The sequence below is a fragment of the Bradyrhizobium sp. Kon69 genome (assembly GCF_055807515.1).
Map to the genome: position 1 here is coordinate 184,136 of NZ_JBVVOS010000003.1, position 12,831 is coordinate 196,966.

Sequence of the window (12,831 nt, forward strand, 5' to 3'; positions counted from 1 at the left end):
GCAACCAGCGTGCTCGCGATTTTACGATTCCCGCCGGCGCTTAACAACCCGTTGAATAGGGCAGGAGCGCGGCGCGCCGACGCACCAATTTGGCAAAATTTACCCCCGAAACTACTGCTTTCGGCTAAGAACGGCGCCAAATCGGACCTTTGAACGATGCCCTCTCACGATTTCCGCGGCCCCCGCCTGTTCGTCGATGCCCCCCTGGCCCAGGACGGCAGGGTCGAGCTCGACCGCGACCAGAGCAATTATCTCGGCAATGTGCTGCGGCTTGCCGCCGGGGCCGAGGTTTTGGCGTTCAACGGCCGCGACGGCGAGTGGCAGGCGGCCATTGAAGGCCGCAAGCGGCCGGACGGCCTCGTCATCCTCCAGCAGACCCGGCCACAGGACCGGCTGCCCGACCTCGCCTACGTCTTCGCCCCGCTCAAGCATGCGCGGCTCGACTACATGGTGCAGAAGGCCATCGAGATGGGCGCGGCCTCGCTTCAGCCGGTTCTGACCCGGTTCACCCAGGCCTCCCGCGTCAATACCGATCGGATGCGCGCCAATGTCGTCGAGGCAGCCGAGCAATGCGGCATTCTCAGCATCGCCACCGTTGCCGAGCCGATGCCGCTGGAGCGCTTCCTCAGCCAGCGCGCCGCCGGCAGGCTGCTGATCTTCTGCGACGAGGCGGCGGAACTCGAAAACCCCATTCAGAGCCTGCAAGGTGCACAGGGGGCGGACGGAATCGACGTGCTGATCGGCCCCGAAGGCGGCTTTGCCGATGAAGAGCGGGCGCTGCTGCTGCGGCAGCCGAAAATCCTGCGACTGGCGCTGGGACCCCGGATCATGCGGGCCGACACGGCCGCAGTGGCCGCGCTGGCGCTGGTGCAGGCGGTGCTGGGCGACTGGGATGGCGAACGCGGCTAAGCCAATGATTAGTTGGCCTTCCGGCTGGCGGCCTATCGTCTGGACAGACCCAGGCCATCGAACCAGTTAGACGGCGACCGCACGTTGCTATTCGCCTCGTAGCGATCGGTTCAGGGTCTCCGAAGGCAACTCTCCGAAAGCCTCTCTGTAGCTCGCTGCGAACTCGCTTAGATGCCAGAAACCATGCGCAAGCGCACAGGACTTCACACTCCGTCCCGCTCGGCCGGTGCGCAGTTGCTTGCGCACCGACCAGAGGCGCAAGACCCGGCTATAGCGATGTGGGCTCATGCCGCAGATGGCCCGTGTCGCACTCTGGAGAGTCCGGACCGACACACCCGCCTGTTCCGCCAGTTCGGTCGTCTTGTGCCAGATCATCAGATCGCGCCGGATCAGTTTCTCCATATCAGCCACGATCCGCCGATAATGCTCGGTGGTGGATGACACAGGTCCGCTTGCGACACTGGACCAGATCGCCGCATCCATCGTGCTGAGCAGCGACTGTTCGACAATCGTTTGCGAAGCCGGCTCGTTCAGGAAGTCTGGGTCATTTGCTGCGGTTTCAAGCGAGATCGAGATCAGACGGCGTAGCGAGGCAAGCACGTCCGGCGCCGGATTCAGCAAATGGCATCCATCGCCTAATTCAGGCAATGGCTCCCGCCCGGATGGACTGAAGTAGACCACTGCCAGCAGACGCCCCTCCGGCTCATGCACCAGGCAATCTGAATCACCTTTCAATACGAGGACAGAACCGCCCATCGATTGCCCGTTGATGCGGGCAGAGGTCACGTGATCCATCGGTACCGCCACTGCGGCAGCATTGGTGAACTGATAGCCTCGAATGATCCGGGGGAAGGTTTTCAACAGCGACAGGGTCAGGGTCGGCAAGGTGAGCCGGGCACGCATGATCGCGGTAGCCCCGGCCGATAACGGCATGCTCGATGCGCCGGCGTATTTCTCGGTCTCGCCGAAATGATCGATGTCATAGGAATTGAGCTCGAGCGCCGAGGACGGCTTGAGATCCTGGAACGACATCAAGCGATCCGCCGCTCTCTTTTGAATTCCCTCGCGAGCAGGGACTAGACGGCTTTGATCCATGTTCTGCTGCTTACCTGGCCTTCTTCTTGGAAACGGCGATTTTAGCGCCCCGCAAATCATCCGGCCCGCTGACGCCGGCGCGCCGCAGGTCGCGGAGCATTGAGATGGCATGAACGATCAGAAGGTTGAGCGGATCGAATTCGTCTTAGTGCCGGAAACGTCGCAGATCGAAAACAGCATATAGGCCAGCGTGTGTCGCGCGACCGGATACCATCGGTTGCGTTGCACATGAATCGGAAACCAACTCGCATTGTAAACGAAGGCTCTGCGAACGGATCGTCCCCCTACCCAAATTGAGTATGCGACCGGTGGAGCATTCTCAAACCGGCCGAGCAGCTCGCGGGTGAAGTTGCGGCCGAGCTTTCCGCCGCCTCAGGCGACCCATTCATCTTGGTAGCGCCCTGAGACGTCCCTGCCCCGAAATGATGAAGGTCCCTATTCATCTGGGTCCACGCAGCGGGATGTACAGGTATTATATTACCCGAACTGGGAGAGACGTAATTCAAGCTTCGCCTCCTGTGCTGACTGCGCGTCGCTCCGACGTTGTTAAGCGATTGATCCTTTGGAGGTCGAAACCGCTTTCGGGCCATGCTAAGGCCTGCGGCAATTCGCTTCCCCTGCTTGCCCTGCCCGGTTCCACCGGGACGATGGACCCTGAGATGACCGCGACTGCCACCTCAAATGCTGCCGGCTCCGCCGCCTGGGCGGACACGCTGCTGCTGTCGTTCGCGCAGGCCGGCTATGTCAGGGCCGAGCCCGCCATCCTGCAGCCGGCCGAACCGTTCCTGGATCTCTCCGGAGAGGACATCCGCAAGAGCCTGTACCTGACCACGGACCTCTCCGGCGAAGAGCTGTGCCTGCGCCCGGACCTGACCATTCCGGTGGCCCGCGATTACCTCAGCTCTGGCCGTGCCGGCCAGCCGGCCGGATTCAGCTATCTCGGCCCGGTGTTCCGCTACCGCAACGGCCAGAGCAGCGAATTCCTGCAGGCCGGCATCGAATCGTTCGGCCGCCAGGACCGCGCCGCGGCCGATGCCGAGATGCTGGCGCTGGCGCTGGAGGCGACCGCAGCCTTCGGCGTCCGCGATGTCGAGATCCGCACCGGCGACGTGGCGCTGTTCAACGCGCTGCTCGACGCGCTCGACCTCTATCCGGTCTGGCGCCGCCGCCTGGTCAAGGACTTCAACCGCAAGATCAGCCTGCAGCAGGATCTGGAGCGGCTGGCAGCGGCGACCACCGCGACCCGCAGCGAATATGAGGGCGTGCTCGCGGCGCTCGCCGGCTCCGACCGCAAGGCGGCACTCGCTTTCGTCACCGATCTGATGTCGATCGCCGGCACCACCAATGTCGGCGGCCGCACTACCGCCGAGATTGCCGACCGCTTCCTCGAGCAGTCGACGCTGAAGGGCGGCGCGCTGCCGCGCGAGGCCATCGCCGTGCTCAAGCGTTTCCTGTCGATATCGGGTAACCCCGACGACGCCGTCGCCGAGCTGCGCGCGCTGACCAATGATGCAAGGCTCGACCTCAGTGCTGCGATCGACCAGTTCGAAAGCCGGGTCGGCTTCATGGCGGCGCGCGGCATCGATGTGAAGGCGACGCGCTTTTCGACCTCGTTCGGACGCGGGCTCGACTACTACACCGGCTTCGAATTCGAGCTGCATCACCGCGGCAACGGCGCCGAGCCGCTGGTTGCCGGCGGCCGCTATGACGGGCTGATGACCCAGCTTGGATCGGCCGAGCCGATCCCCGCGGTCGGTTTCTCGGTCTGGGTGGATGCGCTGACCCGGATCGGCCGCAAGGTGGGAGCTTAAGTCATGAGCGCGCCATTCGTTCTGGCCGTTCCCTCCAAGGGCCGCCTGCAGGAAAACACCGAGGCCTTCTTCGCCCGCGCCGGGCTGAAGCTGTCGAAGGCGGGCGGCGCCCGCGACTATCGCGGCACGCTCACGGGCCTCGATAATGTCGAGGTCGCCTATCTCTCGGCGAGCGAGATCGCCTCGCAACTGTCCCGCGGCTCGGCGCATCTCGGCGTCACCGGCGAGGATCTGGTGCGCGAGACCATCGCGGACGCCGACAAGCGCGTCTCCCTGATCGAAGGCCTCGGCTTCGGCTATGCCGACGTCGTCGTCGCGGTGCCGCAGGCGTGGATCGACGTCCGCACCATGGCCGACCTCGACGACGTCACCACCGGCTTCCGCGAGCAGCATCACATGCGGATGCGGGTCGCGACCAAGTTCATCAACCTCACCCGCGCCTTCTTCCAGAGCCAGGGCATCACCGATTACCGCATCGTCGAAAGCACGGGCGCGACCGAAGGCGCGCCGGCCGCCGGCAGCGCCGAGTTGATCGTCGACATCACCACGACCGGCGCGACCCTCGCCGCCAACGGATTGCGGGTGCTCGACGACGGCGTGATCCTGCGCAGCCAGGCCAATCTGGTCGCCTCGAGAGACGCCGATTGGTCGCCGCAGGCGCGGGAGACCGCGCGAATCATCCTCGATCACATCGCGGCGCGGGCGCGGGCCAACAAATACCGCGAAGTCCGCACCCGCTTCCGCCAGTGCGACGCGGCCATGCTCACCGAGGCCCACGAGCGCTTTGGCGTCGAAGCCCCGTTCGGCGGACCGACCTCGTCAGGCATGCTCACGCTGCACTGCCCGCCGGGCCAGCTCTACGCACTCGCGAGCTTCCTGCGCGGGCATGGCGCCGAGACCGTCTCGGTGGTTTCGCTGGATTACGTGTTCGACCGGGACAACCCGCTGTTCGCCAGGCTCGAGGCGTTCCTGCGGCAGTGAGCCCAAAGTTTGTTGAGCAATTCCGTTCAGCGTAGCGACAGCAAACGGCAGCTACCATATGCTGTCGAGATGACCTTGCAAGAAAACCTGATCGCCTCTGGAACCTTGATCGATGACGCTGGGCTCTGACGTTTCCGGCATGACGACCATCGCGGCAAGCACTGCCGCGAAGGGACTGTCGATTGTCGTCCCGCTCTACAACGAAGCGGCGGGCCTTGCCGCCCTGCACCAGCGCATCTGCGATCTCGCAAAGACCTTGCGGCAGCGCTATCGCTTGGCTTGCGAGGTCGTCTATGTCGACGACGGCAGCGCGGACGCGACGCTGTCGATCGCCCGCTCACTGCCGGCCGACGCGGTCGACGTCCAGGTGGTGTCGCTGTCGCGCAATTTCGGCAAGGAGGCCGCGCTGATGGCCGGCCTCGACCATGCCCGGCTCGGCGCGGTGCTGTTCATGGACGGCGACGGCCAGCATCCGCCGTCGCTGGTCGAGCGACTGGTGCGGCACTGGATCGAGGACGGCTACGACGTCGTCTATACCGCCAAGGCGCATCGCGACAACGAGCCGTTCCTGCGGCGGCTCGCCGGACGGGGCTTCTATGCGCTGATCAATTGGGGCGCGCGCCAGAAGATTCCCGAAGACGCCGGCGACTTCCGCCTGCTGTCGCCGCGCGCGGTCGCAGCACTGAGGCAGCTGCCGGAGCGCAACCGCTTCTTCAAGGGCCTCGCGAGCTGGATCGGCTTCCGCCAGATCCGCGTCGATTACGAGCCCGCGCCGCGCACCCATGGCGTGACGACCTTCAGCGCCGCGCGCCTGCTTGGTCTTTCGATCGAAGGCGTCACCTCGTTCTCGGTGGCGCCGCTGCGCTTCGCCAGCCTGCTCGGCGTGATCCTCGCCGGCGGAGCGTTCCTGTTCGGCCTGTCGATCCTGTGGGAGGTCTTGACCACCGGCAAGCAGGTGCCCGGCTATCCCTCACTCGTGATCGGCCTGATGACGATCGGCGGCGTGCAGCTCATCATGATCGGCATCGTCGGCGAATATATCGGCAAGATCCTCTCCGAGCTGAAGGCGCGCCCGATCTACTTCGTCGCCGAGCACAGTGAAAAGCATTTCGAGACCGACAAGGCCCAGGACGCTTCAACCCTGGACGCCTCGAAGAGGACGGCGGCCGAATGAGCGCGGCCGCGACGCCGCGGCGGATCTGGCTCTGCGCCGACGATTACGGCATCAGCCCGGGCGTCAATCGCGCCATCCGCGACCTGATCGAACGCGGCCGTCTCAACGCCACCTCGGTGATGATGGTGGGACCTGCGGTCGAGCGCAGCGAGATCGAGGCGCTCCAGACGGCAGCGCGAGCGAGCCCGCGCTGCGCGATCGGATTGCACGTGACATTGTCGGCACCGTTCCGGCCGCTCACCATGCATTTCCGCCCGCTCGACGGCGACATGTTTCTCCCGTTTCCGAAGCTGCTGCGCGCGGGTCTTGCGCGAAGGCTCGACCGCGAATTCTTTCGCAACGAGGTCAAGGCGCAGCTGGCAGCCTTCGCGAAAGCGTTCGGACGCGCGCCTGACTTCGTCGACGGCCATCAGCATGTGCAGCTCTACCCGCAGGTGCGCGACGGCTTTGTCGACGCAGTCGCCGAAGTCGCGCCCAAAGCCTGGGTGCGCCAGGGCGGCCGCGACCTGCCGCTGATGCAGCGGCTGGCTTCACCGAAAGCCATGGTGCTCGATATCCTGAGCGCGCAATTCCGCCGTCGTGCCGGCAGCGCGGGCCTCAGCTTCAATCCCGGCTTCGCCGGCGCCTATGATTTCACGCAGGCGGCCGATTTCGGTGCGCTGATGCGGCAATTCCTCGAAGGCCTGCCGGATGGCGGCCTCATCATGTGTCATCCCGGCTTCGTTGACGACATCCTCACCGGGCTCGACCCGATGACGGATGTCCGCGAACGCGAGCACGCCTATCTCGCCGGCGATGCCTTCGCGCGCCTGCTGACGGACAGCGGCGTCACGCTGGGGTGAAACCGAAGAAAGTTTGCGAGAAAGCCGCCCGCGAGGCAGCTTGTCGCATACCGAAATTTAATCCTGCCGGCACTGTTGGGGCCACAATGGAACCCTACATCTGCCTCGCGCTTGTTTTGCGCGAAGGAGACTGACCATGACGCCGCAGGAACGCCAGCTCGTTGACGAGCTTTTCGACCGGCTTTCGAAACTGGAAAATGCACCGCGCGATCCCGACGCGATCGCCGCGATCTCCGACGGCCTGCGCAAGGCGCCCGGCGCGATCTATGCGCTGGTGCAGACCACGCTGTTGCAGGACGAGGCGCTGAAGCGCGCCCACAACCGCATCCAGGAGCTGGAGGCGGGGCAGGCGCCCGAGCAGGCGCAATCCGGCGGTTTCCTGGACACCATGCGCGACACGCTGTTCGGCGGGGGTCCGTCGCGCGGCTCGGTTCCGAACGTACCGCCGCGTGATTCGCGGCCGGTGTGGAACAGCGGCCAGGCGATGCAGCAAAGCCAGCCCGGTTATGGCCAGCCGCCCTACGGGCAGGCTTACGGTCAAGGTCCAGGTCAGGGCTATGGCGCGCCGCCGGTCGGCGGTGGCGGCGGCTCGTTCCTCGGCACGGCGGCGGCAGCCGCGGCCGGCGTCGTTGGCGGCTCGCTGCTGCTCTCCAGCATCCGCGGCATGATGGGCGGATCGCATCAGCAGGCTTTCGGCGACACCAATGCCCTGGGCGACCGTAGCGCTGGTGGAGGTCCCTGGAGCGGCAGCGATCAGTCCGGCGGCTCGCTCGCGCGCGATGCCGGCCTCGACGACATCGGCTCGAACCGCGGTGATGCGTCCCGGCAGGGCTTCGCCGATCACGCTTCGAACGACGACCAGAATTACAACGATCAGAACGACAATGACGGCGGCAATGTCGACCTCGCCGACGACAGCGATTTCGGCGGCGGAGATGATGGCGGCAGCGATTACGCCTGACGCTTTTTATCCTTACTCCAAACGAGAACGGCCGCCGATGAGGCGGCCGTTTTGGTTCCGAGCGCTATGCGCCTACATCACCACGACCTTGGTGCCGACATTGACGCGACCGTAGAGATCGATGACGTCTTCGTTGCGCATGCGGATGCAGCCCGAGGAGACGTTGGTGCCGATGGTCCAGGGCTCGTTGGAGCCGTGGATACGGTAAAGCGTCGAGCCGAGATACATCGCGCGCGCGCCGAGCGGATTTTCCGGGCCGCCTTCCATGTGCCGGGGCAGGTCGGGACGGCGCGCGATCATTTCCGCCGGCGGGGTCCAGGCCGGCCATTCGCGCTTGGCCGTGATCGATTTCACGCCGGACCAGGTGAAGCCGGGGCGGCCGACGCCGATGCCGTAGCGCATTGCCCGGCCGTTGCCCTCGACGAGATAGAGAAACTTGTTCGGCGTATCGACCACGATCGTGCCGGCACTTTCATTGCCGCTATAGTCAACGAGTTGTTTCTCGAATCTCGGGTCGAACTGACGCTGCCGCGGATCGACTGCCTCCTGCTGGAGACCTGCGCCCTGCATCTGCGGTTCGCCCATCGGCGGCAGGCGGCGCTGGTCATAATAACCTGGCTGCTGCTGATACACCGGCTGCTGCGGAGCGTAGGCCGGACCGCGACCGGGCCCGTCGCCGAACATGAACTCGATGAAGCCGCCGCCCATGTTCGAACTGGAGGCGACACGCACCGGCGCAGGCGGCACCTGCGGCTGGTAGAGCACCGCGGGCGGATCGTTCGGCACGCTATTGTCGAAGGCGCTGGCGCTGTTGACGCCGGCAATGAAGGTGCAAGCGCTGCCAAGCAGCGCAACAGACATTTTCTTGAACATCGACGTACTCTGTACTGTTTCGTCTAGATCACATGCGTCGTGGCGAGGTGGTGGCTGATCCGCACCCGCGACGTGGTCAATAAAGAGCAAAAGCCGTTTTGTTTGGTAAACGGAAACGCCATTTCGATTCACCACGTCGTCGGCAGCGGTGCAATTTGGCGATCAGCGTTTATTTTCGATGAACGTCGCGCACGCATGGTTAATCGCCCGTTTGCAAGCCGTCGCGCACAACCGAGACGACAGTTCCGGCTGTGAACTTCGTGTTAAATCGCTTCTGCCTACAAAGACGCGTGAGTGAGGTGGGGGGAGTTCTTGATGGCTATTCACCGCAAACGTTTTCGTGTCGAGGAGGCTATTGTCGGCGAGATGCCCAGCCCCGAAATGATTGAGGAGGCTGCGCCGATGCATAGCGAGATCATGGCCGAGTTGCGTGCGATCCGTGCACAGATGGCGAAGGGCACCGCGCCCTTGTCCGGCAGCGCCGCCATGGCGGCGATCGACGCCTCCACCGCCCACGAGCTCTCCGAAGCCCGCACCATGCTCGATACTTACCGGGCGCAGATCGAGCAGTGCGAGAAGCTGAAGGTCGAGCTCGACCTCATCCACGACGCCATCGACCGCACCAAGCGCGAGATCGCGACACTGCATGGCAAGAGCTTCGACGGCGGCGAAATGGCCAAGGTCAATGGCGAGCTCGGCGCGGTCGTCGGCGGCACCGAACAGGCGACCCAGCAGATCCTCGAAGCCGCCGAGTCGATCGACCAGGCGGCCAGCGCGATGGCCAAGGTGCAATCGGCCGATCAGCAGAAGCGGCTCGCCGACGATATCCAGGAACGCGTCATCTCGATCTTCGAAGCCTGCAACTTCCAGGACCTGACCGGCCAGCGCATCAGCAAGGTCATGAGCACGATGAAGTTCATCGAGCAGCACATCAATTCCATGATGGAGATCTGGGGCGGCGTCGACGCGATCAAGTCCCACGTCGTGCCGCAGGTCGACACCCGCAGCGACGACGACAAGCTTCTCAACGGCCCGAAGCTCGCCGGCGACGTCGGCCACGCCTCGCAGGACGACATCGACGCGCTGTTCGACTGAGCGGACGCGACACTACGGAAAAACAAAACGCCGGCGAGAGCCGGCGTTTTTTTGTTTTGGACGTCATTGCGAGCGAAGCGAAGCAATCCAGACTGTGTCCGCGGAGGCAGCCTGGATTGCTTCGTCGCTTCGCTCCTCGCAATGACGAGTGGCTAGGCCGGCGCCCCGATCACGCCCTCGGCGCGCAGCGAACGTAGACCATGTTGCCGTAGCGGGTGGCGGCGTCCTTGTCGATGAAGCGGGTGATGAGGACGCGGCCGTCGAAGGAGACGATCTCGCGGTCCTGCTCGCCGGGCGTCGGACCCGCCGGCCCGATATAGTTCTTGCCGCTGGGCGAACCCTTCAGCCGCAGCTCCTGCGGTGTTGCCTGGTCCGCCAGATGCATGATCACGCCGCCGGAGGAGCCGGCGGTGATCACGTAAGGATTTTTGCATTGGGCCCGGGCGGCAGCCTCGGTGCGGGCGCGGTCGGCCGGGTTCTGGAACGAGGCGAGGCCCCAGCGGCCGACGATCTCGTCGGCGCGGATCGAGGCGGGCATTTCCGGACCGGTGCCGGGCTCGGCCTCGGGGGGCGGTGAGGACGAAGAGAAGGACGGCAGGCTCATGCCGCCGCCGCAGGCGCCAAGCAGCAGCGCCAGGCAAGAAGCCGCCGCCAGATTGGCGACCGTGCGCGCGTGAGCTGAACTGATCATGGCATTCCCCCGGACAAAACCATGGCCGCACCCCTTCCGCAGCCAAGCGCAAAACCGCTGCCGGAGCAATGACGTCCTTTAATACGCCGGCGCCCCGAACAAGTTTCCAATGTCACCATCCTATATCCGTCTCACCAATCGCTTAACCACCTTTGCTTGACAGGATCGCGGCCAAGCCATATTCCCGGACGCACCATTAGCACTCTGAAAGATGGATTGCTAACGCGCACCGATCGATCCTCGGGAAGGGTGGACGGAAGCGCCGCCCGCCCACTTTCACTCCTTCCGAAACGAGCCTCCAAAGGGAAACGTCATGACTAAATCCAAATTTCGTCCGCTGCATGACCGTGTCGTGGTCAAACGTATCGACGCCGAGTCAAAGACCAAGGGCGGCATCATCATTCCGGACACGGCCAAGGAAAAGCCGTCCCAGGGCGAAGTCGTCGCCGTCGGTCCCGGTGGCCGCGACGAGGCCGGCAAGCTGATCCCGATCGACCTCAAGGTCGGCGACCGTGTGCTGTTTGGCAAGTGGTCGGGCACCGAGGTCAAGATCGACAACGATGAGCTCCTGATCATGAAGGAGTCGGACATCATGGGCGTGATGGCCTAAGGCCAAACGCCTGAACGGCCGCTGAATGCATGCCCGGGTCACTCGATCCGGGCATGCATCATTCCGCCGGGTTCGATCGCGGACCCCGGAATGAGGCGGCCCAATAAGCAAGACACATCACGAAACAAGAGGAATTGCAGACCATGGCTGCCAAAGACGTCAAGTTTTCCGGAGACGCGCGCGATCGCATGCTGCGCGGCGTCGACATTCTCGCCAACGCCGTCAAGGTGACGCTCGGCCCGAAGGGCCGCAACGTGCTCATCGAGAAGTCGTTCGGCGCGCCCCGCATCACTAAGGACGGCGTCACCGTCGCCAAGGAGATCGAGCTCGAGGACAAGTTCGAGAACATGGGCGCCCAGATGGTCCGTGAGGTCGCCTCCAAGACCAACGACCTCGCCGGCGACGGCACCACCACCGCGACCGTGCTGGCCCAGTCCATCGTGCGCGAAGGCGCCAAGTCGGTTGCCGCCGGCATGAACCCGATGGACCTCAAGCGCGGCATCGACATCGCGGTCGCCGCCGTCGTCAAGGACATCGAGAAGCGCGCCAAGCCGGTCGCCGCCTCCTCCGAGGTCGCCCAGGTCGGCACCATCTCGGCCAACGGCGATGCCGCCATCGGCAAGATGATCGCGCAGGCGATGCAGAAGGTCGGCAACGAGGGCGTCATCACCGTCGAGGAGAACAAGTCGCTCGACACCGAGGTGGACATCGTCGAGGGCATGAAGTTCGACCGCGGCTATCTCAGCCCCTACTTCGTCACCAACCCCGAGAAGATGACCGCCGAGCTCGAGGACGCCTACATCCTCCTGCACGAGAAGAAGCTGTCCGGCCTGCAGGCCATGCTGCCGGTGCTGGAAGCCGTCGTGCAGTCGGGCAAGCCGCTCGTCATCATCGCCGAGGACGTCGAGGGCGAGGCGCTGGCCACCCTGGTCGTCAACCGCCTCCGTGGCGGCCTGAAGGTCGCCGCCGTCAAGGCGCCGGGCTTCGGCGACCGCCGCAAGGCCATGCTCGAGGACCTCGCGATCCTCACCGGCGGCCAGCTGATCTCCGAAGACCTCGGCATGAAGCTCGAGAACGTCACGGTGAAGATGCTTGGGCGCGCGGGCAAGGTGGTGATCGACAAGGAGAACACCACGATCGTCAAGGGCGCCGGCAAGAAGCCGGAGATCGAGGCCCGCGTCGGCCAGATCAAGGCCCAGATCGAGGAAACCACCTCGGATTACGACCGTGAGAAGCTCCAGGAGCGCCTCGCCAAGCTCGCAGGCGGCGTCGCGGTGATCCGCGTCGGCGGTGCCACCGAGATCGAGGTCAAGGAGAAGAAGGACCGCGTCGAGGACGCGCTCAACGCCACCCGCGCCGCGGTGCAGGAAGGCATCGTTCCCGGCGGCGGCGTCGCGCTGCTCCGCGCCAAGAAGGCGGTCGGCCGTCTCACCAACGCCAATGCCGACGTCCAGGCCGGCATCAACATCGTGCTGAAGGCGCTGGAAGCCCCGATCCGCCAGATCTCCGAGAACGCGGGCGTGGAAGGCTCGATCGTCGTCGGCAAGATCCTGGAGAACAAGTCCGAGACCTTCGGCTTCGACGCCCAGACCGAGGAGTATGTCGACATGGTCGAGAAGGGCATCATCGACCCTGCCAAGGTGGTGCGCACCGCGCTCCAGGACGCCGCCTCGATCGCCGGCCTGCTGGTGACCACCGAGGCCATGGTTGCCGAGTCGCCGAAGAAGGACGCCGCGCCCGGCATGCCGGCCGGTGGCGGCATGGGCGGCTTCTAAGGCCGATCCTTAGC

At 64.7% G+C, this 12,831-nt stretch carries 12 protein-coding genes; 9 read left to right on the forward strand and 3 right to left on the reverse strand.

The features are described from left to right. Positions 1-156: 156 nt before the first annotated feature. Positions 157-909, forward strand: a complete 753-nt coding sequence (locus tag AC0L3U_RS05315) for a 16S rRNA (uracil(1498)-N(3))-methyltransferase (protein ID WP_473347130.1) — start codon at positions 157-159, stop codon at positions 907-909. Positions 910-996: 87 nt separating this feature from the next. Here the strand turns inward: AC0L3U_RS05315 and AC0L3U_RS05320 are convergent, their stop codons facing one another. Then, positions 997-1,941, reverse strand: a complete 945-nt coding sequence (locus tag AC0L3U_RS05320) for a helix-turn-helix domain-containing protein (RefSeq protein WP_354208252.1) — start codon at positions 1,939-1,941, stop codon at positions 997-999. 722 nt (positions 1,942-2,663) lie between these two features. Here AC0L3U_RS05320 and AC0L3U_RS05325 point away from each other — a divergent pair. From AC0L3U_RS05325 to AC0L3U_RS05345, 5 genes are all read left to right on the forward strand, one after another. Next, the gene (locus AC0L3U_RS05325; RefSeq protein ID WP_473360954.1) at positions 2,664-3,815 is read left to right on the forward strand and encodes an ATP phosphoribosyltransferase regulatory subunit; all 1,152 of its coding nucleotides are present in this window, start codon (positions 2,664-2,666) and stop codon (positions 3,813-3,815) included. A 3-nt stretch (positions 3,816-3,818) separates the two neighbouring features. Then, the gene (gene hisG / locus AC0L3U_RS05330; protein WP_473360955.1) at positions 3,819-4,796 is read left to right on the forward strand and encodes an ATP phosphoribosyltransferase; all 978 of its coding nucleotides are present in this window, start codon (positions 3,819-3,821) and stop codon (positions 4,794-4,796) included. A 112-nt stretch (positions 4,797-4,908) separates the two neighbouring features. Beyond that, on the forward strand, positions 4,909-5,970 hold the full coding sequence (locus AC0L3U_RS05335; RefSeq protein WP_473287948.1) for a glycosyltransferase family 2 protein: 1,062 nt from the start codon (positions 4,909-4,911) through the stop codon (positions 5,968-5,970). After that, entirely contained in the window at positions 5,967-6,812 is an 846-nt protein-coding gene (locus AC0L3U_RS05340; RefSeq protein WP_473360956.1) for a ChbG/HpnK family deacetylase, read from the forward strand. Before AC0L3U_RS05335 ends, AC0L3U_RS05340 begins: the two co-directional genes overlap by 4 nt. Positions 6,813-6,948: 136 nt before the next feature. Beyond that, a complete protein-coding gene (locus tag AC0L3U_RS05345) occupies positions 6,949-7,773 on the forward strand; it encodes a DUF2076 domain-containing protein (RefSeq protein ID WP_473360957.1) in 825 nt (274 codons plus the stop codon). A 72-nt stretch (positions 7,774-7,845) separates the two neighbouring features. Here the strand turns inward: AC0L3U_RS05345 and AC0L3U_RS05350 are convergent, their stop codons facing one another. Continuing rightward, positions 7,846-8,646 (reverse strand): L,D-transpeptidase, encoded by an 801-nt coding sequence (locus tag AC0L3U_RS05350; protein ID WP_473360958.1) that lies wholly within the window; start codon positions 8,644-8,646, stop codon positions 7,846-7,848. Between the two features lie 315 nt (positions 8,647-8,961). On the opposite strand from AC0L3U_RS05350, the gene AC0L3U_RS05355 reads away from it, so the two are divergent. Continuing rightward, positions 8,962-9,741 carry a protein phosphatase CheZ gene (locus tag AC0L3U_RS05355; protein WP_007614982.1) on the forward strand — a complete coding sequence of 260 codons (780 nt, stop codon included), beginning with the start codon at positions 8,962-8,964 and terminating at the stop codon, positions 9,739-9,741. 169 nt (positions 9,742-9,910) lie between these two features. On the opposite strand, the gene AC0L3U_RS05360 is transcribed toward AC0L3U_RS05355, so the two are convergent. Next, positions 9,911-10,432: a hypothetical protein gene (locus AC0L3U_RS05360; RefSeq protein WP_007596953.1), complete on the reverse strand. Its 522-nt coding sequence runs from the start codon at positions 10,430-10,432 to the stop codon at positions 9,911-9,913. 313 nt (positions 10,433-10,745) lie between these two features. Here AC0L3U_RS05360 and AC0L3U_RS05365 point away from each other — a divergent pair, with 313 nt between their 5' ends. Together AC0L3U_RS05365 and groL are read left to right on the forward strand one after the other, a co-directional pair. Further along, positions 10,746-11,042 (forward strand): co-chaperone GroES, encoded by a 297-nt coding sequence (locus tag AC0L3U_RS05365; protein WP_007596954.1) that lies wholly within the window; start codon positions 10,746-10,748, stop codon positions 11,040-11,042. Positions 11,043-11,185: 143 nt separating this feature from the next. After that, a complete protein-coding gene (groL, locus tag AC0L3U_RS05370; RefSeq protein ID WP_027520435.1) occupies positions 11,186-12,817 on the forward strand; it encodes a chaperonin GroEL in 1,632 nt (543 codons plus the stop codon). Positions 12,818-12,831 lie beyond the last annotated feature (14 nt).

What these genes read in the sequence shown, in the direction of transcription:
- AC0L3U_RS05315 (WP_473347130.1), top strand. Translation starts at nt 157, where the DNA reads ATGCCCTCTCACGATTTCCGCGGCCCCCGCCTGTTCGTCGATGCCCCC.
- AC0L3U_RS05320 (WP_354208252.1), bottom strand. Translation starts at nt 1,941, where the DNA reads ATGTCGTTCCAGGATCTCAAGCCGTCCTCGGCGCTCGAGCTCAATTCC.
- AC0L3U_RS05325 (WP_473360954.1), top strand. Translation starts at nt 2,664, where the DNA reads ATGACCGCGACTGCCACCTCAAATGCTGCCGGCTCCGCCGCCTGGGCG.
- hisG (WP_473360955.1), top strand. Translation starts at nt 3,819, where the DNA reads ATGAGCGCGCCATTCGTTCTGGCCGTTCCCTCCAAGGGCCGCCTGCAG.
- AC0L3U_RS05335 (WP_473287948.1), top strand. Translation starts at nt 4,909, where the DNA reads ATGACGCTGGGCTCTGACGTTTCCGGCATGACGACCATCGCGGCAAGC.
- AC0L3U_RS05340 (WP_473360956.1), top strand. Translation starts at nt 5,967, where the DNA reads ATGAGCGCGGCCGCGACGCCGCGGCGGATCTGGCTCTGCGCCGACGAT.
- AC0L3U_RS05345 (WP_473360957.1), top strand. Translation starts at nt 6,949, where the DNA reads ATGACGCCGCAGGAACGCCAGCTCGTTGACGAGCTTTTCGACCGGCTT.
- AC0L3U_RS05350 (WP_473360958.1), bottom strand. Translation starts at nt 8,646, where the DNA reads ATGTTCAAGAAAATGTCTGTTGCGCTGCTTGGCAGCGCTTGCACCTTC.
- AC0L3U_RS05355 (WP_007614982.1), top strand. Translation starts at nt 8,962, where the DNA reads ATGGCTATTCACCGCAAACGTTTTCGTGTCGAGGAGGCTATTGTCGGC.
- AC0L3U_RS05360 (WP_007596953.1), bottom strand. Translation starts at nt 10,432, where the DNA reads ATGATCAGTTCAGCTCACGCGCGCACGGTCGCCAATCTGGCGGCGGCT.
- AC0L3U_RS05365 (WP_007596954.1), top strand. Translation starts at nt 10,746, where the DNA reads ATGACTAAATCCAAATTTCGTCCGCTGCATGACCGTGTCGTGGTCAAA.
- groL (WP_027520435.1), top strand. Translation starts at nt 11,186, where the DNA reads ATGGCTGCCAAAGACGTCAAGTTTTCCGGAGACGCGCGCGATCGCATG.